This is a genomic window from Kitasatospora sp. NPDC087861 (genome assembly GCF_044742585.1).
GTDB lineage: Bacteria > Actinomycetota > Actinomycetes > Streptomycetales > Streptomycetaceae > Kitasatospora.
The window spans coordinates 126,069-146,478 of sequence record NZ_JBIUUS010000011.1 but is presented as its reverse complement, the minus strand read 5'-3'; the positions used below and the strand labels follow the sequence as shown (position 1 = coordinate 146,478).

Genomic DNA, 20,410 nt, shown 5'->3' with positions numbered 1-20,410 from the left:
CATTCCAACGGCTGACCCCCGGTGGAGACGCTATCGATGCAAGGAATTTGCTCATTACTTACTTGATTCGCGCAAGTCACTTCCGCTCCCGGATCGAATCTGACAGCATCGTCCGCTATCCGGCGACCGAACGCCGGTGATCACTGCGCCGATGTGCCTGCCAGGTGTCCAGCTGGGGCCGCTATGTGCCCGGATCGGATCGATGGGCGAGGCCGGGACGCAACTGGGGAGGAACTTGATGCTCGGCTTCGTCGTGCGCAGACTGCGCGGGCGACTGCCGCTGGCTGCTGCCGTCCTGTTGACGGCGCTGATCACCACGGCGGTGGTGACCGCCCTGGTGGCCTTCAACAGCGGCGTCGGTCAGGCCGGCCTGCGGCAGGCGCTCCAGGGCTCGGGCCATGCTCGGACCACGGTGGTGGTGACCGCCGAACACCGCCTCGAACAGTGGCAGAAGGACGAGGAGGCACTCGCCTCCTACCGGCAGAAGCTCTTCGGGGACCTGCCCGTACGCAGCGACAGCCTGTTACGCAGCCGTTCCTTCGGCCTGCCGGGCGGCGACGCCGCCGCAGCCGGAACCGCGGCGACCGGTCAGTCCAGCACGGCCAAGGTCGACCTGACGGTCCTCGCCGATCTCGACCGCAACCAGGTGCGCCTGATCGCCGGCGTCTGGCCGGACGCCGTCGGCGGGCCCGTCGGGCTCGCCCTCGGCGCCCTGCTCGTCCACCTGATCGTCCCGTTCGTCGTCCTGACACCCGCCGCCCGCCGCCCCATGCCCGAGGCCCTGATCGAGCTGCCCGTCGGCCAGGCCCTGCTGCTCACGGCCGCGATCGCCGTCGTCCCGCTGCTGTCGGCCTTCCTCGTCGGACGCCGCCGTCGAGACGTGGCCAACCGGCTGCGCCATGTGGAGGAGATGTGACCACCCAGGCCGGCACCCGCGTGCCCACCACCGACACCGCCCACTGCCCCGCGCGCTGGGTCCGCACCAGGCTGCGGGCGAGCCCGCTGGCCGCGCTGCTCATGGCGGCCCTCGCGTTCGTCACCGTCTTCCTGGCTGCGGCCTTCCCCCGCATCGCGGACCGGGGCGCGGACGCGGCGCTCCAGGACTTCGTCAGCCAGAAGGGCCTCAGCCAGAGCAGCCTGCAGACCACCTCCAAGACGCAGGACGACGACAACGCCGTCGAACTCGACCGGGTACAGCGGCAGCTCACCGAGATGGTCGGCCGGCAGCTGACGCTGACCCAGCCGGGCCAGGCCTACGGCACCCGCGCCCTGGGCGACCGCGGCATGGGCAATCCGGAGTACGTCCGGATCGCGGAAAAGAGGACCGACCCGGTCCTCGGCCTGCTCTACCTGCACGACCTGACCGCCCGGGCCACCCTCACCGACGGCACCTGGCCGCCCCCCGGCGCCGTCGGCGGTCCGCTGCCGATCGTGATCAGCAAGAAGGCCGCCGAGACCATTCACATCAAGCTCGGTGACGTCATCGACAACGGCGCCGAGGGCTCGGGCGCCAAGCGGACCACCGTGGTGGTCGGCCTCTACCAGGTCAACGACCCCCAGGACCCGTTCTGGGAGGACCTCGGCTGCCCGGCCCGCGCCTGCCTGAGGACCGACCCCGGGCACGAGCACTGGATGACCAGCGGATTCGTCGACGGCGACAGCCTGCCCGCAATGGCCCGCTGGGGTTCGAACGCCGAGAACTTCTGGCGGCTGCCCGTCGACACCGCCTCGCTGCACGCCGACCAGCTCGACCGCACCCGCAGCATCCTCAGCTCCTTGCTGATCGGGCGCGACGCCACCGCCCTGGCCGGCGCGACCGGGCGCCGCGACCTGCACACCTCCTCGGGCCTTCCCGACATCCTCAGCCGGGCGGACGACCGCTACCAGGCCTCGCTGCCGCTCAGCACGATCGGCCCGGCCGGCGTGGCGGGCGTCGCAACCGTGGTGCTGTTCCTGGCCGCTGCCCTCACCACCGACCGGCGCACCGCCGAGATCAGGCTGCTCCGGGCCCGCGGCGGTTCCCTTGCCGGGGTGCTGCGACGGCTGACCGGCGAGGGTGCGGTCACCGTCCTGCCGGCCGCCGTACTCGGAACGGCCCTCGCCCTGGTACTGCTGCCCGCCCCCCGGTGGGACCGCTCGGTGCTGGCGGCCCTGGTCGCGACCCTGATCGCGCTGCTGGCCTTCCCGGCCCGCGCGGCCCTGCTGTGGGCGCGCCGGCGGGCGGCCGGCGGGCGACGCCGACTGGTCGGCGAACTCACCGTCCTGGCGGTCACCGCCGCGGCCGTGGCGGAGGTCCGGCGCCGGGGCGTCGGCACCGGCGCCGGACTGGATCCGCTGCTGGTCGCCGCCCCGCTCCTGCTCGCCGTCACCGGCGGGCTGCTGCTGGCCAGGATCCAGCCGCTGGTGGTCGGCTGGCTCGCCGCCCTCGCCGGCCGGGGCCGCGGCCTGATCGGCTTCCTCGGCCTGGCCCGCGCCTCCCGCGACAGCTCGGGCCGCCGAAAGCCCTCCGCGCTGCCGCTGCTCGCCCTGCTGATCGCCGTCACCACGACAGGCTTCGGCGCCACCGTGCTCGACACCGTCGATCACGTGCGGACCCGCGCCGCGCGCATCGCCACGGGCGGGGACGTCGGCGTCTCCCTCCCGGGCTACGCCACCCTGACCGAGCCGTTCACCAAGGCCGCCGGCGCTCTGCCGGGCGTCCGGGCCTCGACCGCGGTCTGGGTCGAGCCCAACGCCCGCATCATCGGCGCCGACCAGAGCTACACCGAGGCCTACCTGGTGATGGTGGTCGATCCGGCGGCGTACGCCGAGATCGCCCGGACCCTCGGGGTCGGCGAGCTCGATCCGGCGAAGCTGGCCGGGACGTCCGGCGGCCGGGACACCCCGGTGCCCGCGTTGGTCAGCCGCGACCTTGCCAAGCGCCTGGCCGCAGGGTCGTCCCAGGTGCGCACGCCCAACGGCAACGACCTGCGCCTCACCGTCGCCGGGACCGTCGGCGCCACCCCCGCGCTGCCGGACCCGGGCAAGCCGTTCGTCGTGGTGCCCGCCGGCCCCGCCTGGGAGCGACTGCCGGACGCCAAGCGGGTGAACGAGTGGTTCGCCGTCGGCGATGTCGACCCCGAAGGGGTCAGGACGGCCCTGCGGGACAACAGCGGGGCCCGGCCGGTCGGTCTGGCCAAGCTGATCGCGGACGACGCTGCGGCCGTCGGCAAGGCCACCCACGGCCTGCCCGCGGGATACACGGTGCGCAGCAGCCGGGAGACCGCCGCCGCGCTCGGCGACGACCCGCTGCAGCACGCCGCCGGGCGGCTGTTCTGGTACGCGGCCGCCGCCGGAGCCGGGTATGCCCTGCTCGCCGTGCTGCTGACGCTGTTCCGGGCCGCGCCCGACCGCACGGCCCTGCTCGCCCGGCTGCGCACCATGGGCCTGCGGCCCCGCCAGGGGCTGGCGCTGATCGTCACCGAGGCGCTGCCGCAGACCTTTGCGGCGGCCGTCGGCGGCGGCCTGGTCGCGGTCGCGGCGGTCGCCCTGCTGGGCGGCGCCTTCGACATCTCGACGCTGGTCGGCGCCAACGTCGGCGACGCGCTGACCCCGGTGCTGTTGCCGGTGCTGCTGCCCACCGCGGGTCTGGCCCTGCTGGTCGGCCTCGGGGTGGCGCTGGAGACGCTGGTCGCCGGCCGGCGCCAAATCGCCACCGATCTGCGGGCGGGGGAGCAGTCGTGACAGCGGAACCAGCGGCACGGGCCGCGGCAGTGGAGAACACCGGGAGCCGGCCCGGCCCCGGGGGCCCCTTCGCGCGCGCCGGCGCCGGGCGCGGAACGGAAAGCCGGGCGAGGCCGCACGAGGGCGCGGACAGCCGCGCGGGCCCGGCCGGGTGAACCGGCCGGGCCCTCGCCGATCGCGGCGGATCAAACGGTGGTGCTCTGGCTCTCGTTGATGAAGCGCAGCAGGATCCGCGGGGTGTCGGCCTCGGCGACGGTCTCCTCGGCGAGCTGGACCTCGTACTCCCGCTCGATCAGGCCGGTGACCTGGAGCACCGCCACCGAGTCGTAGTTGAGCTCGGCGAACGGCGTGTCGAGGATGTCGCCGTCGAGGATGCCCGGCTCCTCCTCGCCCGCGCACTCGCGGAGCAGCTCGGCGAGCTTCTTCAGGGTGACTCGCCATGCTCGACGGCGCCGAACTCGGCATGGCCCTCGCCAACCACCCCGGCGACCCCGAAGCCGCCCTCACCTCCTACGAGCACGCCCTCTTCCCCCGCAGCGCGGCCTCGGCCGCAGCCTCCACCGCCAACCTGAACCTGATGTTCGGCCCCAACGGCCTCCAGGGCCTGCTCGACCAGTTCAGCACCCCGCCCGAGCCCACCCCGGCGTAGCCCCGACGCACTGTCAGGGCCGGGTGCGGGGGCGGCCGGTCGGGGTGTCGGTATCCGATGGCACGATGCGTATGCGTCCCGCTAGACTCCGCCCGCTCGATCACATGTGTGATCTTTCTGTGAGCACGAACGGCCCAAGGTGGGGGGAGCAGATGAACGTGCTGCCGATCGGCAGACGAGTACGACGGAGACGAGGAGGCGGCGGCCGAGCAGCCGCCTCCGGGGCCCTGCTGCTGGCGGTCCTGGCCGGCCTGGTGGGCCAGGCCGGACCGGCCCAGGCCGTGGGGGCGCCGCCGACACCGACCGCCTCGCCGCAGGCGGGCGCTGCGGCGGAGCCGAGCGCGGAACCGAGCGCGAGTCCGAACGCCAGCCCGAGCGCGGGCACGGACACCAAGGCCGCCGCCCCACCGGACCGGAAGGCCGACCAGGAGGCCGCCGCCCACGAACTCCGGCAGGCCGACCCGAGCGGCCCGTGCCCCGCGACGCTGCAGCCCAACACGGTAGCGAGCTGCACCCTCGACCAGAGCGCGACCGCCGCCTTCAGCCTCACCCTGCCGCAGCAGAAGGACCTGCTGCTCGTGCAGATCGTCACCACCCAGGGTTCGATCCTCCCGACCGTGGTCGCGCCGGACGGCACCACCGTGAGCTGCGACGACCCGGTCGGCCCGAGCTGGGACAGCAACAAGGTCCTGCGGTGCGCCACCACCCAGGCGGGCACGTACACGCTGAAGGTCGGCACCGTCACCGGTTCGCCGACCGGTCTCGCGCTCTCGTACCTGCCGCTGCAGTCCACCACGGCCTGCCGGGCGGTCGGCGCCACCGACCTCGCCCTGGGCGCCCCGACCGTCTTCCACGGTTCCCTGGCGCTCGGCTCGGCCGGTGACTGCTACCAGGTGAACGGCCTCTCCGCCGGTGACGTGCTCCGCACCGATGCCACCCAGCCGGGCGTCACTCCCGTCGTCTACGACGCCACGGGTGCCCAGGTCTGCGGCAAGGGGACCTACCCCGACTGCCCGCTCACCGGCACCGCGCCGTTCCGGATCACCGTCCAGCGCTACAACGGCGCGGCCCTGACGTACGACGTCTCCACGGCACGGCTCTCCCACCCGGAGGGCTGCACGCTGGTCGAGCCCCAGGCCTTCGGCGTCTCCCCGGACCTGACCTCCACCACGCGGTGCCGGACGCTGCGCGTCCCGGAGTCCGCACGGTACGGCTTCGGCCCGGTCAAGAACGACGGCTCCGTCCCCGGCAGGCTGTTCACGGCCGACGGCACCTCGCTGGGGGAACCCTGCGCGCAGGGCGCCTGCGACCTGACGCCGGGTGACTACACCTGGGCCGTCGACGCGTACGTGCCCCCGGTCGGCGCGTTCGGCATGGCCTTCCACTCGGCCAAGGAGACCCGGGGCTGCGTCGCGGCCAACGACACCGGCCTGACGGCCGGTCCGGCCACGGGCACCTTCGGCGGGCCGGGCCAGCAGCTCTGCCTGACCCTGCCGACCGCCTCCGGCAAGGGCGTCTACCTGCTCAACCGGCCGCCCGCCGACGGCGCGACGGTCGACGCGCAGGTCCTCGACGCCTCGGGGGCCAAGCAGTGCGAGATCAGCCGTGGCTCGTCCACCACCTGCAAGCTGACCGGCACCGCCCCGTTCCGTGCGGTGCTGACCGGCACGCCGTCCAAGGCCTACGGGCTGGTGGTCCACCGGACCGAGGAGGCCGGTGGCTGCACCGCGTGGCCGCAGAGCGGGTTCGACAGCACCTGGGGTGTCGAGGTCCCGCTGACCGCGGCCGCACCGCAGGCCTGCCTGAGCCTGCCGGCGGACAAGCACTCCACCACCGAGCTGATCGACTACGCCAACCTCAAGAACCAGCTCAACGCCGAGCTGACGGTGTTCGACGCGGCCGGCGCCCCGGTCTGCACGGGGGTCGCGGGCGGGAACTCGGCCAGTACCTGCCGACTGGCCGCCAACGTCCCGTACACCGCGCTGCTGAACGGCTCGGGCGGGGCTGACACGTACCGGCTCGCCCGGCACGACATCTCGCCGAGTGCGAACTGCCTGACCCCGACCTCGACCACGGTCGGCGGCCCCGGCATCTCCTTCGACCTGACCTCGGCGCTGGACGCCCGATGCGTCCGGGTCACCGCCGCGAGCAGCGACAAGTACGCGCTGGGCGTCCGGACCTCGGACGGCGCGTACGGCAAGAACGCGCTGCTCAGCGTGGTGGACATCGAGGGCAAGCCGCTCTGCACCCAGTTCGGCAGCGCCTGCCAGCTCACCGGCGCGGGCTCGTACACCGCGGTCGTGCTCGCCTCCGGGTACACGGACAAGCCGATCCGCACCAGCGTGGACGCCTGGAAGGTCCACACGGCCGCGGGCTGGGCGCCCGAGTGCGCCGCGAACCAAATCGCCGTCGAGGGCTTCCCGCAGCGCAGCGGGGTGCTCACCGACGACTCGACCGCCTACTGCGCGGTGATCGACATGAAGGCCAACCAGTCCTTCGCCGTGGTCGGCACCAGCAGTGCCACCGGCCCGATCGACATCCCGAGGCTGCGCCTGCTCCGGGACTCCCGGTGGAGCGGCGACTACGGCTACCAGTGCAGCGCCAACTACGGGGCGTTCGGAGGCCGGTGCTCCTCCGACTCGCAGGCCGAGCAGGCCGTGCTGATCCTGAGCAGCGCCACGGCTGGCACGCCCGTCGAGTACAGCATGCAGGGCGTCTGCGACTCCGCCTGCCCGGTGCCGCGCCCGCAGACGTCCCTGACCTCGGTCAGCCCGTCCAGCGGCGCCGCCGGGACGAGGGTCCAGGCCGTGATCCACGGTAAGGGGCTCCACTTGGGCAGGAAGGCGAAGCTGGTGGGCAACGGCCCCTCCGGCAGGTCGCCGCTGATGGAGACGCTCTCCGTGAACGCCGACGGCACCGCGCTCGACGTGCTGCTCGACACCAACGGCCTGCAGCCGGGCAGCTACGGCGTCGAGCTCGACGGCGTCTACGGGGTCTCGCTCCCCAACGCCTTCACCGTCACCGCCCCCGCCGCCCCGACGAAGAGCCGGTTCGTCCCGATCACGCCGGCGCGCTTCCTGAACACCCGGGACGGCACCGGCGCCCCCGCCGAGCGGGTCGGCCCGGGCGGCGTGGTCAGCCTGCAGGTGGCCGGCGTCAAGGGCGTGCCGACGACGGGCGTCACCGCCGTCGTCATGAACGTCACCGCCGTGGAGCCGACCTCGGCCGGGCACCTGACGGTCTACCCGGACGGCCGGCCACTGCCGGACGTCTCCAACCTCAACTTCGAGGCCGGACAGATCGTCCCGAACCTGGTCACGGTGCCGGTGGTGAACGGGAAGGTCGACCTGCGCAACAACGCCGGCTCGGTCGACCTGATCTCCGACGTCACCGGCTACTACACCGACGGGGCCACCGGCTCCGCGCTGACGACGATCACGCCGGCGCGCTTCCTGGACACCCGGGACGGCACCGGCGCCCCCGCCGAGCGGGTCGGCCCGGGCGGCGTGGTCAGCCTGCAGGTGGCCGGCGTCAAGGCCGTGCCGACGACGGGCGTCACCGCCGTCGTCATGAACGTCACCGCCGTGGAGCCGACCTCGGCCGGGCACCTGACGGTCTACCCGGACGGCCGGCCACTGCCGGACGTCTCCAACCTCAACTTCGAGGCCGGACAGATCGTCGCCAACCTGGTCACGGTGCCGGTGGTGAACGGGAAGGTCGACCTGCGCAACAACGCCGGCTCGGTCGACCTGATCGCCGACGTCACCGGCTACTACGGGGACTCCGGCTCGGCCTTCTCCCCGACCACCCCGGTCCGGCTGCTGGACACCCGCAACGGTGTCGGCGCCCGGGCCGGGACGGTGGGCTCCGGCGGCATCGTCAGCCTGCCGGTGACCGCGATCGAGGGCGTGCCGGCCACCGGCGTGACCGCCGTGGTCCTGAACGTCACGGTCACCGAGCCGACGGCGGCCAGCCACCTGATCGTCTACCCGCACGGCACCGCCCGTCCGGACGTGTCGAACCTCAACTTCACGGCCGGGCAGACCAGGGCCAACCTGGTCGTCGTCCCGGTGGTGGACGGCCGGGTGACGCTCTTCAACCACTGGGGTGACGCACACGTGATCGCCGACCTGAACGGCTACTTCACGGCCTGACCCCGGACGATCCCGGATGACTCCGAACAACCCTGAACAACCCTGAAGGACCCTGCACAACCCTGAACGACCGTTAACGCCGCCGTGGCGCCCGACCCCCGGGCGGCACGGCGGCGCCGTTTCGGCGAACTCGTTCGTCACGAACGTGGTCGCACGGGCGTGTCTGACAATTCGCGTCGGATCAGCGTGCGGCGTCTGGGTACGTGCATCGCAAGGCGGAGGATGGGGGCACCTCCCGGCCGAAGGCTGGGGGAGAGTCCATGCGGTGGGGGCACCTCCCGGCCGAAGGCTGGGGGCCATCGGCGACCGACGACAACGCGGCGAGGTGCGTTTGTGCCCTGGGGGTACCTCCCGGCCGAAGGCTGGGGGAGCGTCGCACGCCCGGCGGGAATTGTCAGACACGCCCTAGGCTGGCGGCATGACGACTCCCCCGCCCGACCCCGCAGCCGGCGTGAGCGGCCGGCGAAGCCCGCGCTGAGTCATGAGGTGATCGCCGCCGCCGTACGGCTGTTGGAGGCGGAGGGGCTGCAGCGGGTGACCATGCGGCGGCCGGCGCAGGAGCTGGACACCGGGCCGGCCTCGCTCTACGTGTACGTGGCCAACGCGGCGGAGCTGCACGCCGCGATCCTGGAGGAGTTCCTCGGGGAGGTGGACCTGAGCCCGGTGACGGCGGCCGGGGACTGGCGGGAGCGCTTGGCCGCCGTCCTCAACTCCTGTACCCGGGTGCTGTTCCGGCATCCGGCGCTGGCGCACGCCGCGCTGGTGGCGCGGCCGTCCGGGCCCCACTACCTGGCCCTGGTGGAGGCGGTGCTGGCACTGCTGCACGAGGGCGGTGTGCCGGACGAGCAGGCGGCCTGGGGGGTGGACGTGCTGCTGCAGACGGCCACCGCCACCGCCGCCGAGCAGTCCGCCCGGCAGGGCGAGCAGGCGGAGGAGGAGCAGGGCGCGCTCACCGAGGCGCTCCGCGCGGCACCCGCCGCCTCGTACCCGAGGATCGCCGCACTGGGCGAGGACCTGGTGTCCGGGGCGCCGGAGGAGCGGCTGTCCTGGATGTTCCGGGTGGTCGTCAACGGGACGCTGGCGACGCCCCGACCTCACGGGACAGAACACCTAGGACACACCCCCGAGCCTCAGGCGCCCGCCGCGGCCGCCTCGGCGAGGGCGTCCAGCACCGGACGGATCAACGGGTGCCCGTCCGCGCCGGCCCGGACGGCGGCGAAGACGCGACGGGTGGCGAGTTCGCTGTCGACCGGCCGGACGGCTATCCGGCCGAGGTCGACGCCGCGCAGCGCCGAGCGCGGCACGAGGGCGACGCCGGCGCCCGCCGAGGCGAGCGCGACGACGGCCCGGAAGTCGTCCGAGGAGTGCACCAGGCGCGGCTGGAAGCCGGCGTGCTCGCAGGCCAGCAGCACCACGTCGTGGCAGGGGTTGCCCGGGTAGGGGCCGATCCACCGCTCGTCGGCCAGCGCGGCGACGGCGAGCGGTCCGGCCTCAGCGGCCAGTGGGTGTCCGAGCGGCAGGACGGCCTCGAACGGTTCGGCGTACAGCGGGACGCGGGTGAGCCGGGCGTCGTCGGCGCGCGGGGCGCCCCGGTACTCGACGGCCACCGCGAGGTCGGCCCGGCCGTCCAGGACCATCGGCAGGCTGGCGTCGCCCTCCGCGTCCAGCACCTTGAGCCGGACTCCGGGTGCCTGCTCGGCCAGCAGCCCGATCGCCGGGGCGAGGACGAGCGCGATGCCGGTGGCGAAGGAGGCGACGGTGACCTCGCCGGAGACGCCTCCGCTGTAGGCGGCGAGGTCGGCCTCGGCGCGCTCCAGCTGGGCGAGCACGGCGTCGGCGTGGCCGAGCAGGATCTCCCCCGCGGCGGTCAGGCGCACGCCCCGGCCCTCGCGGGCGAGCAGGTGGTGGCCGGTCTCCTGCTCCAGGGCGGCCAGCTGCTGGGAGACGGCGGAAGGGGTCAGGTAGAGGGCGGCCGCCGCGGCGGTCACGGTGCGGTGGTCCGCCACGGCCCGCAGGGTCCGCAGCCGTCGTGCGTCGATCACAGGACAATTCTGCCAGCGTGCCGGGGCGGTCCCCGCCGGGCCGGGTGGCGCCCTCGGGCAGGGGCTCCCGGGCCGGTACCACCCCTGGCGTATTTCCGGACGAGATCGCTTCGCCCCGTTGACCATCGGACCCGGCGCCGCTTGGCTCTTTCCGAGCCGGACCGCGGGGGAGTCGATGGTCCGGCGCCGTCATCTGGGGAGGATGTCCATGATCACCGCACGATCCCGCCGTTGGCCGGCCCGCACCGGCTGCGTCCTGGTCGCGGCCGCCGTGGCCGGTGCCACGATGCCGGCCGCCGAGGCGAAGCCGCTGATCAGCGAGACCTCCCGGGTGAGCGAGGGGCTGACGGGAGCCCAGCCCGACGGCTTCTCCTACGCGATCGGCCTGAGCCTGGACGGCCGCTCGGCCCTCTTCTCCTCGTCGGCGGGCAACCTGGTGCCCGGCGACACCAACGGCGTGGACGACCTCTTCGTCCGGGACCTCTGGACCAAGCGCACCGAGCGGGTCAGCGTCGCCGACGACGGCTCCCAGCTGAACGCGGCGACCTCCGACGCGGCGATCAGCGGCGACGGCCGCTACGTGGCGTTCAGCACCACCGCGACCAACGTGGTGCCGGGGCAGCCGAACCACCCGAGCGACATCTTCGTCCGCGACCGCTGGACCGGCCACACCGAGCTGATCACCGCCGGCGGCGGCTCGACCGACGACGAGACGATCCGCAACGCCTACTCCCCCACCCTGAGCTGGGACGGCCGCTACGTGGCCTACTCCTCCGACCGCACCGACCTCGCACCCGGTGGACGACGCGGCAAGTTCAACATCTTCGTCACCGACCGCTGGACCCACACCACCCGGCTGGTCACCACCGGCGCCGACGGCACGCCCGCCAACCAGAACTCGTTCCAGCCGACGATCAGCGCGGACGGCAGCACCGTCGGCTTCACCTCGCGGGCCGGCAACCTGCTCCCGGCCGACCAGCCGGACGCGCCCTCCACCGCCGCGACGGCCGACGCCGCGGGCACCCCGGCCGATCTGACCGACGCGGCCGACGCCGCCGAGGTGGCGGCGGCGTCCCGGTCGAAGTCCGGCACCCAGCCCGAACTGACCGGCCCCCGCTTCTACCCGTACTACGTGTGGAACGCGCACACCGGCCGGATCGTCGGCGCCAGCCTCGACGAGACCGGCCAGCTCCGGGGCACCGGCCTCGACGGCCGGATCAGCCCCGACGGCCGCTACGCCCTGTACGGCCTCCCGGTCTTCGGCGGCGGGGACGGCCCCCGCCACATCCGCATGGACGTGTACGCCCGCGAGTTGTCCACCGGCACCGTCACCAGGGTCAGCGCCACACCGCCGGGCACCACGACGACCAAGTCCTCGTCCAGCGGCGTCATGACGCTCGACGACCGCTGGGTGTACTTCGACTCCGACGCCGACAACCTGGTGCCCGGCGACACCAACCAGCAGACCGACGTCTTCCGCCGCGACCTGCGGACCGGGCGCACCGAGCGGGTGAGCGTCGCCCGGGACGGCTCGCAGAGCACCGGCGGCTCCTACCGCCCCTCGGTCGACGCCCTCGGCATCACGGTGCTCTTCACCGCCGACGACGGCACGCTCGTGCCGGGCGACACCAACGGCGCCACGGACGTGTTCCTGCGCCGCGCGCTCTGAACCCCGGGGTCGGGCCACTCACCGAGCGGCCCGGCCCCCTGGCCGGATACGTACGCGAGCTTCGACGCGACGATCAGCCCCGACGACGACTGACCGCGAACCGCTGACGGGGGCGGGACGTCGGCCGGGGCCGGCGTCCCGCCCCCGAAGCGGGAGGGTGGGGCAGGTGGTTGGTGGGCCGTGCGGTGGGGGCGAATCGATTCGCCCCCACCGCACGACGGTGGTGAGCCCGCGGGCCGGTCCGGTTCCGAGCGGACCGGCCCGCGGGCGGCTCGTGGGAGCGCCGGGCTACTCCCCCAGCTCGGCGCGCGCGTCGATGAAGGCCGCCACGGCGCGCTCGACGTCCTCGGTGGAGTGCGCGGCCGACAGCTGCACCCGGATCCGGGCCTGGCCGTGCGGGACCACCGGGTAGGAGAACCCGATCACATACACGCCGCGCTCCAGCAGCAGTTCGGCGAGCCGCCCGGCCTTGGCCGCGTCGCCGATCATCACCGGGGCGATCGGGTGGTCGCCCGGCAGGATCTCGAAGCCGGCCTCGGTCATCTTGGTGCGGAACAGCGCCGTGTTGGCCGCCAGCCGCTCGCGCAGCTCGTTGGAGCTCTCGACCAGGTCGAGCACCTTCAGCGAGGCCGCCGCGATCACCGGGGCGAGCGAGTTGGAGAACAGGTACGGGCGGGAGCGCTGGCGCAGCAGGGCGACGATCTCCCGGCGGGCGGCGACGTAGCCGCCGGAGGCGCCGCCGAGCGCCTTGCCGAGGGTGCCGGTGATGATGTCCACGCGGTCCATCACGCCGTGCAGTTCGGGGGTGCCGCGGCCGCCGGCGCCGACGAAGCCGACGGCGTGCGAGTCGTCGACCATGACCATGGCGTCGTAGCGGTCGGCCAGGTCGCAGATCTCGCGCAGCGGGGCGACGTAGCCGTCCATCGAGAACACGCCGTCGGTGACGATCAGGCGGCGGCGGGCGTCCTGGGTCTCCTTGAGCTGCTGCTCCAGGTCGGCCAGGTCGCGGTTGGCGTAGCGGTGGCGGCGGGCCTTGCTGAGCCGGATGCCGTCGATGATGCTCGCGTGGTTGAGCGCGTCGGAGATGACGGCGTCGCGGTCGTCGAGCAGGGTCTCGAAGACGCCGCCGTTGGCGTCGAAGCAGGAGGAGTACAGGATGGTGTCCTCCTGCCCCAGGAAGGCCGAGAGGCGGTCCTCCAGCTCCTTGTGGACGTCCTGGGTGCCGCAGATGAAGCGCACCGAGGCCATGCCGTAGCCCCAGCGGTCCAGCGCGTCCTTGGCTGCGGCGAGCACCTCGGGGTGGTCGGCCAGGCCGAGGTAGTTGTTGGCGCAGAAGTTCAGCACCTCGCCGGGGCGGCCGCCGCCGGTGACGGTGACCTCGGCGCTCTGCGGGCTGCCGATGATCCGCTCGGGCTTGAAGAGGCCTGCCTCGCGGATCTCGTCGAGGGTGGTGGCGATGTCGGCGCGCACGTTGTCGAACACTGCGGACTCCTAATCGGATCGTCTGGTCGGATCGTCTTCGATCGGCGTGGGGCTCAGGGCTTGGCCCTAGGCGGACCAGTCGAGGATGATCTTGCCGCAGCGGCCGCTGGCGGCGTCTTCGAAGGCGGCCTCGAAGTCGGTGGCGGCGTACCGGCCGGTGATCACCGGGCTGAGGTCCAGGCCGCCCTCCAGCAGCACGGACATCGCGTACCAGGTCTCGAACATCTCGCGGCCGTAGATGCCCTTGATGGTGATCATCGAGGTGACGATCGAGGCCCAGTCGACCGGGAACTGCTCGGCGGGCAGGCCGAGCATCGCGATCTTCCCGCCGTGGGTCATGTTGGCGATCATCGACTGCAGCGCCTCGGGGCGGCCGGACATCTCCAGACCGACGTCGAAACCCTCGCGCAGGCCGAGCTTGCGCTGACCCTCCGCGATGGTGTGCTCGGAGACGTTCAGCGCCAGCGTGACACCGACCTCACGGGCCAGGTCGAGGCGGTACGGGGAGACGTCGGTGATCATCACGCTGCGGGCGCCGGCGTGCTTGGCGACGGCGGCGGCCATGATGCCGATCGGGCCGGCGCCGGTGATCAGCACGTCCTCGCCGACCAGCGGGAAGGACAGCGCGGTGTGCACGGCGTTGCCGAACGGGTCGAAGATCGCGGCCACGTCCAGGTCGACCGGCACCCGGTGCACCCAGACGTTGGACGCGGGCAGGGCCACGTACTCGGCGAAGGCGCCGTTCCGGCCGACGCCGAGGCCGACCGTGTTGCGGCACAGGTGGCGGCGGCCGGCCTGACAGTTGCGGCACTTGCCGCAGACCAGGTGGCCCTCGCCGCTGACCAGGTCGCCGACCGCGATGTCCACGACGCCGGCACCGGTCTCGGCGACCTCGCCGACGAACTCGTGGCCGAGCACCAGCGGGGTGGTGATGGTCTGCTGGGCCCAGCCGTCCCAGTTGCGGATGTGCAGGTCGGTGCCGCAGATGCCGGTGCGCAGCACCTTGATCAGCACCTCGCCGGGGCCGATCTCGGGCTTCGGGACGTCCACCAGCCAGAGCCCGGGCTCGGCCTTCTGCTTGACGAGTGCCTTCACGGCGTCGGCTCCTGACGTGCGAGTGGGGCGGCCTTCGGGGGTGGGCAGGCCGAGTGGCCCCGGTGTGGCCGTTTCCTGGCGGACGCGTTCCGGGCACGCAGAAATCTGCCTGGTGGGGGCGGGTGCGGTCCATCGAGGAATTCTTAAGGGCGGCCACAGCTGGGCTAAACGATCGTGCCCGAGCCGGAGCCGAGGGCGGGTGCGGCGTGCCGGTGCTCACCCGTTCGGCCGAGCGCGGGACGCCTTCGGCGACACCAACCTCCGGACGGGCGGCGGTCCTTGACAGCGCGGGAGGCTCGCTCGACCCCGCGGGGGGGCGTTCCTCGACTCCGCGGGGGCGTTCCTCGACCCGCACGGGAGGCGGCGGGCGCCAGTCGGGTTGCGGCACTCGGCTGACCGGTGGGTCCGTTCGGGTCAGCCCCGTGGTGACCGGCGCGCGGGCGCGCACCGGCGGTGCTTACGGTGGCGGCGCTCCCCCGCGGCCCCGTGGAGCGCCGCTCCGGGTCCGCCCGCCCCAGAGAGGCGCCTCGACCTATGACCAAGACCCGACGGCCGCGTCCGGCCGCGTCCCGCTCCGCCGCTTCCCGCTCCGCCGCTCTGCCCCGCTCCGCCCGGCGGGCGACCGCCGCCGCCCTGGCCCTGACCGGCCTGCTCGCGGCGGCGGCCTGCTCCGGCGATCCGCAGTCGTCCCGGCAGGTCGGCGGCCCGGCGGTCACCGCCGAACCGGTCGCGATCAGCCCGGTCGCGCCGGGGCTCGGTGCGGGCTCGGCGTCCGCCTCCGGTGCCCACTCCGGCTCCGCGAGCGGTGCGGCGAGCGGTTCCGCGAGCGGTTCGGCCGGCGTGGTGCTGCCGCTGACCTCCGACGTCACCAACCGGCTGGACACCGCGATCAAGCAGGTGATGAGCGAGGCCTCCGTGCCCGGCGTGATCGTCGGGCTCACCACCCCCGACGGCAGCTACCAGCGGGCCTTCGGCCAGGCCGACAAGGTCGCCGGCACCCCGATGTCCGCCGACATGAACATGCGGATCGGCAGCGAGACCAAGACCTTCACGGCGACCGCCGTGCTGCGGCTGGTCGACCAGGGCAAGGTGGGCCTGGACGACCCGATATCCAAGTACGTGGGCGGCGTGCCCGGCGGCGACGGCATCACCGTCCGCCAGCTCGGCGAGATGCGCAGCGGCCTGTTCCCGTACAGCTCCGACCCGGACTTCCTGAACGCGCTGATCACCGACCCGAACCAGGTGTTCACGCCGGACCAGCTGCTCGCCTACGGGTACAAGCACCCGGCGAGCTTCCCGCCGGGCAGCAAGTTCGAGTACAGCAACAGCAACTACATCCTGCTCGGCAAGCTCATCGAGAAGGTCGGCGGGCAGCCCGCGGACCAGTTCCTCAAGCAGCAGGTGTTCACCCCCGCCACCCTGACCGGGACCGTCTTCCCGGTCGACGCGACCTTCCCCGACCCGCACGCCCGCGGCTACACCGACCAGACGCCCACCGGCGCGACCGCGGACGCCACCGACTGGAACCCGTCCTGGGCCTGGACGGCCGGGGCAGCCATCTCCAACCTCGCCGACCTGCAGCGTTGGGCGAAGTCCCTGGCCACCGGCACGCTGCTGAACCCGGCCACCCAGGCCGAGCGGCTGAAGACCCTGCCGACCGGCGAATCCGGCGTCGGGTACGGCTTCGGGCTGTTCGACAACAACGGCTGGATCGGGCACAACGGCTCGCTGCCCGGGTACGAGACCGTGACGGTGCACCTGCCGCAGTCGCAGGCGACGCTGGTCGTGCTGCTCAACACCGATGTGTCGTACCAGGGTTCGGAGCCCTCCTCGCTCTTCGCGCAGGCGATCACGCAGATCGTCTCGCCGAACAACGTCTACTCGATCCCGCCGATGGCCACCGGTTCGCCGTCGGCTTCGACATCGCCCTCGGCATCGGTCTCGCCGTCGTCGCCGTCGGCCTCGCAGTCCGCCGCCCCGACCACCTCGCCGACCGTCTCCGGCACCGCGTCCAACTCGCCCGCCTCCGTGCCCGCTTGACCGTCTGGAGCCCGACCCGGTGCGCCGGGCCGGGCTCCAGGCGTTTCGTCACGCGCGGCTCATGCGCGGTTCCGTCACGCGCGGTTCCGTCAACCGCCCCCGCCCAGCACGCGCGCCAGATCGTAGGAGACCGGCTCCTCAAGCTGCGCGTAGGTACAGCTCTCCGGCGTACGGTCCGGCCGCCAGCGGCGGAACTGCGCGGTGTGCCGGAAGCGGGTGCCCTCCATGTGGTCGTAGGCGACCTCGACCACCCGCTCGGGCCGCAGCGCGACCCAGGAGAGGTCCTTGCCGCCGGTCCACCGGCTGACCGCGCCCGGCAGCCGCCCCGCGGCGTGCGCGGCCTCGTCCGCCCAGCCGCCCCAGGGGTGGCGGGAGAGCTCGGCCATCCGCAACGGGGCCAGCTCCTCGGCCAGTTCGCGGCGGCGGGCCATCGAGAACGCGGCGCACACGCCGACGTGCTGGAGCCGGCCCTCGGTGTCGTTGATGCCGAGCAGCAGCGAGCCGACCACCGGGCCGCTCTTGTGCTCGCGGTAGCCGGCCACCACGCAGTCGGCGGTGCGCTCGTGCTTGATCTTGAACATGGTCCGCTCCCCCGGCCGGTACGGCTGCTCCAGCGGCTTGGCCACCACCCCGTCCAGCCCGGCGCCCTCGTACTCGGCGAACCAGGTCCGCGCCAGGTCGCGGTCGGTGGAGGCGGGGGCGGTGAACACCGGGTCGCGGGCCCCTGCCAGCGCCGCCTCCAGGGCGGGGCGGCGAATCGACAACGGCTCGTCCAGCAGCGCGACGTCACCGAGGGCGAGCAGGTCGAAGGCGATGAACGAGGCGGGCGTCCGCTCCGCCAGCAGCCGCACCCGGCTCGCCGCCGGGTGGATCCGCTCCAGCAGCTCCTCGAACCGCAGCCGGCCGTCCCGGGCGATCACCACCTCGCCGTCCAGCACGCAGCGCGGCGGCAGCTCCCGTCTCAGCGCCGCGACCAGTTCGGGGAAGTACCTGGTCAGCGGCTTGCCGGTGCGGCTGCCGAGTTCCACCTCGTCGCCGTCACGGAACACGATCGTGCGGAAGCCGTCCCACTTGGCCTCGTACTGCATCCCCAGCGGGATCTTGGCCACCGACTTGGCGAGCATCGGGGCCACCGGCGGCATCACGGGCAGGTCCATGGCTCCGATCCTCGCGCCAAGCTCCTCGGGGCGCGCGCCGGGCGTGGCGCCCTTAGCGTGAGAGCCATGGGCTCAGCCGTGGAACTGGATGTCGCCGGGCGCAGCGTCCGGCTGTCGAACCCGGACAAGGTGTACTACCCCGAGCGCGGCTTCACCAAGCTGGACGTCGCGCAGTACTACCTGGCCGTCGCCGACGGCGTGCTGCGCGGACTGCGCGACCGGCCGACCACGCTGCAGCGCTTCCCGGACGGCGTGGACGGCGAGTTCTTCTACCAGAAGCGCGCCCCCAAGGGCCTGCCGGACTGGCTGCCCACCGCCCGGATCAGCTTCCCCAGCGGCCGCTCCGCCGACGAGATCTGCCCCACCGAGCCGGCCGCCGTGCTGTGGGCCGCCAACCTCGGTTGCCTCACCTTCCACCCCTGGCCGGTCCGCCGCACCGACACCGAGCACGTCGACGAGCTGCGCATCGACCTCGACCCGCAGCCCGGCACCGACTTCCACGACGCCGTCCGCGCCGCCCACGAACTGCGCGCCCTGCTGGCCGAGTACGGGCTGCGCGGCTGGCCCAAGTCCTCCGGCGGGCGCGGCCTGCACGTGTACGTCCCACTGGTGCCCGAGTGGACCTTCACCGACGGCCGGCACGCGGTGATCGCCCTCGGCCGGGTGCTGGAGCAGCGGATGCCCGGGCAGGTCACCACCGCCTGGTGGAAGGAGGAGCGCGGCGAGCGGATCTTCGTCGACTACAACCAGATGGCGCGCGACCGCACCATCGCCTCCGCCTACTCGCTGCGTGCCCGCCCGCGCGCCACCGCCTCCACCCCGCTGCGCTGGGAGGAGCTCGACGACGCCTCCCCGGAGGACTTCGACCTGCGCACCGTCCCCGCCCGATTCGCCGAACTCGGCGACCTGAACGCCGAGATGGACGGGCAGGCGTTCCGGCTCGACGCCCTGCTGGAGCTGTACGACAAGCAGCTGCACGACGAGGGCCTCGGCGAACTCCCGTACCCGCCCGACCACCCCAAGGCGGCCGGCGAGCCGACCAGGGTGCAGCCGAGCCGGGCCCGGAAGAAGTGATCAACTAGGGCCTGTCCGGCCGGACAGGCCCTAAGCTGGCACCCTTCGACCGAGGACCGACGACGGAGGGGTGCGGATGGGCGTGCGGGGGCTGGCGGAGATCCTGGCGGATGCGGCGGGCGGGGTGTTCCCGCCCTCGGACGGCTCGGTGACGGTCGTACCGCAGCCGTCGCCGCGCGAGGCCGGGGTGCTGTCCTTCTCCGCCCACGCGGTCGTCTTCACCGACGAGGACCCGGACTGGGTGCACCGGACGCTCGCCGCCGTCCCCAGCGACCCGCTCGCCGCGCCGCTGTGCCCGCCCTTCCTCACCGCCTTCGCCGAGCGCACCGGGCGCGTCGTCAACAACATCGACCTGCTGACCGTCGCCCGCCGGCTGCCCGGCGAGCCGCCGCTGCCGCTGACCCGGGTCGACGACCGGGAGCACCCCCGGGTCGTCCGGGCGCTGCGCTACCGCGAGGACGTCCGGGTGTTCACCGCCGACGGCGGCGTCCTGGTGCTCGGCCGGGGCGTGGCCGGCCGCTGGGAGTGCGCGATCGAGGTCGACCCGCAGGCCCGCGGGCGCGGCCTCGGCCGGGCCCTGGCCACCGCCGCCCGGCACCTGCTGCCCGAGGGCGAGGTGATCTGGGCCCAGCAGGCGCCCGGCAACGCCACCAGCGTTCGCGCCTTCCAGGCCGCCGGCTACAAGCCGGTCGGCGCGGAGACGCTGCTCGTCCTCGGCCGCCCATGACCCACCCGCCCGGCGGCGCGACGCGGGACGGGGTTGCCCTGCGAACCGGCCGGGCTCACAGGCCCGTCATGGCCAACACGAACCAGACGACGCCGCCGAGCGCCACCAGGGTGACCAGCAGGACGCCCCCGATCACGGCGGACATCATCAGCGCCTGACCGGCCCGCCACTCTCTCAGGCCGGCGCCGATCAGCAGCACCCCCACCACGCCCGGCACCAGGGCCAGCGCCAGCAGCGTCAGCGTCCGGGCCACCTCGGCGTCCGACACCAGGTGGCACTCGTCCCCCTCGCACGCCGCCCGGACGTCCTCCCCCACCGGCGCGCCCGCCCAGATCCGGGCGTGCTCGTCCGCCGGGCCGCCGGTGTCCGGGTGGAACACGCCCCGGCAGTCCGAGGGGGGCGGGCCGTCCTCGTACTGGGAGATCAGACACCGCTCCGCCCGGAACGTCCCGGGCACCCCCACCAGCCCCGCCGCCTGCCCGAACTGCCGTACCGGCCCGCCCGCCAGCCACCCGGCCAGCCACACCAGCAGCACCCCGGCCACGACCGGTCCCCACCGCCGCACCGCCACCTCCATCGACCCACCCCCGCTGGTGTG

General features: G+C 73.5%; 14 protein-coding genes and 1 pseudogene. 9 read left to right on the top strand and 6 right to left on the bottom strand.

Features of this window, described 5'->3' with window-relative positions:
* Positions 1–238 precede the first annotated feature (238 nt).
* Entirely contained in the window at positions 239–916 is a 678-nt protein-coding gene (locus tag ACIOJE_RS17840) for a hypothetical protein (RefSeq protein ID WP_400777146.1), read from the top strand.
* Positions 913–3,723: a hypothetical protein gene (locus ACIOJE_RS17835; RefSeq protein WP_400777144.1), complete on the top strand. Its 2,811-nt coding sequence runs from the start codon at positions 913–915 to the stop codon at positions 3,721–3,723. Before ACIOJE_RS17840 ends, ACIOJE_RS17835 begins: the two co-directional genes overlap by 4 nt.
* Positions 3,724–3,908: 185 nt before the next feature.
* Here ACIOJE_RS17835 and ACIOJE_RS17830 read toward each other — a convergent pair whose 3' ends face one another.
* Positions 3,909–4,097, bottom strand: a complete 189-nt coding sequence (locus ACIOJE_RS17830; RefSeq protein ID WP_400777253.1) for an acyl carrier protein — start codon at positions 4,095–4,097, stop codon at positions 3,909–3,911.
* A gap of 65 nt (positions 4,098–4,162) precedes the next feature.
* Here ACIOJE_RS17830 and ACIOJE_RS17825 point away from each other — a divergent pair, with 65 nt between their 5' ends.
* From ACIOJE_RS17825 to ACIOJE_RS17815, 3 genes and pseudogenes are all read left to right on the top strand, one after another.
* Positions 4,163–4,372: a hypothetical protein gene (locus ACIOJE_RS17825; RefSeq protein WP_400777142.1), complete on the top strand. Its 210-nt coding sequence runs from the start codon at positions 4,163–4,165 to the stop codon at positions 4,370–4,372.
* 152 nt (positions 4,373–4,524) lie between these two features.
* Positions 4,525–8,526, top strand: coding sequence for a hypothetical protein (locus ACIOJE_RS17820; protein WP_400777140.1), 4,002 nt, complete (start codon positions 4,525–4,527; stop codon positions 8,524–8,526).
* Positions 8,527–8,916: 390 nt separating this feature from the next.
* Positions 8,917–9,621 (top strand): annotated as a pseudogene (locus ACIOJE_RS17815) (TetR/AcrR family transcriptional regulator); the annotation flags it as partial.
* Positions 9,622–9,656: 35 nt separating this feature from the next.
* On the opposite strand, the gene ACIOJE_RS17810 reads toward ACIOJE_RS17815, so the two are convergent.
* Positions 9,657–10,568: a LysR family transcriptional regulator gene (locus tag ACIOJE_RS17810; RefSeq protein ID WP_280684462.1), complete on the bottom strand. Its 912-nt coding sequence runs from the start codon at positions 10,566–10,568 to the stop codon at positions 9,657–9,659.
* Positions 10,569–10,776: 208 nt separating this feature from the next.
* On the opposite strand from ACIOJE_RS17810, the gene ACIOJE_RS17805 reads away from it, so the two are divergent.
* A complete protein-coding gene (locus ACIOJE_RS17805) occupies positions 10,777–12,237 on the top strand; it encodes a TolB family protein (RefSeq protein ID WP_400777138.1) in 1,461 nt (486 codons plus the stop codon).
* Positions 12,238–12,525: 288 nt separating this feature from the next.
* On the opposite strand, the gene ACIOJE_RS17800 is transcribed toward ACIOJE_RS17805, so the two are convergent.
* Together ACIOJE_RS17800 and tdh are read right to left on the bottom strand one after the other, a co-directional pair.
* Entirely contained in the window at positions 12,526–13,719 is a 1,194-nt protein-coding gene (locus ACIOJE_RS17800) for a glycine C-acetyltransferase (RefSeq protein WP_280684890.1), read from the bottom strand.
* Positions 13,720–13,785: 66 nt separating this feature from the next.
* Positions 13,786–14,814 carry an L-threonine 3-dehydrogenase gene (tdh, locus tag ACIOJE_RS17795; RefSeq protein ID WP_280684889.1) on the bottom strand — a complete coding sequence of 343 codons (1,029 nt, stop codon included), beginning with the start codon at positions 14,812–14,814 and terminating at the stop codon, positions 13,786–13,788.
* Positions 14,815–15,348: 534 nt separating this feature from the next.
* Between tdh and ACIOJE_RS17790 the strand changes: the two genes are divergently transcribed.
* Entirely contained in the window at positions 15,349–16,854 is a 1,506-nt protein-coding gene (locus tag ACIOJE_RS17790; protein ID WP_400777135.1) for a serine hydrolase domain-containing protein, read from the top strand.
* Positions 16,855–16,943: 89 nt separating this feature from the next.
* On the opposite strand, the gene ACIOJE_RS17785 is transcribed toward ACIOJE_RS17790, so the two are convergent.
* Complete coding sequence (locus ACIOJE_RS17785) at positions 16,944–18,011, bottom strand: ATP-dependent DNA ligase (protein WP_400777133.1); 1,068 nt, start codon at positions 18,009–18,011, stop codon at positions 16,944–16,946.
* 66 nt (positions 18,012–18,077) lie between these two features.
* Here ACIOJE_RS17785 and ligD point away from each other — a divergent pair, with 66 nt between their 5' ends.
* A complete protein-coding gene (gene ligD, locus ACIOJE_RS17780; protein ID WP_400675027.1) occupies positions 18,078–19,085 on the top strand; it encodes a non-homologous end-joining DNA ligase in 1,008 nt (335 codons plus the stop codon).
* Between the two features lie 76 nt (positions 19,086–19,161).
* Positions 19,162–19,812 carry a GNAT family N-acetyltransferase gene (locus ACIOJE_RS17775; RefSeq protein WP_400777132.1) on the top strand — a complete coding sequence of 217 codons (651 nt, stop codon included), beginning with the start codon at positions 19,162–19,164 and terminating at the stop codon, positions 19,810–19,812.
* A 55-nt stretch (positions 19,813–19,867) separates the two neighbouring features.
* On the opposite strand, the gene ACIOJE_RS17770 is transcribed toward ACIOJE_RS17775, so the two are convergent.
* Complete coding sequence (locus ACIOJE_RS17770; protein ID WP_400777130.1) at positions 19,868–20,377, bottom strand: hypothetical protein; 510 nt, start codon at positions 20,375–20,377, stop codon at positions 19,868–19,870.
* Between the last annotated feature and the right edge of the window lie 33 nt (positions 20,378–20,410).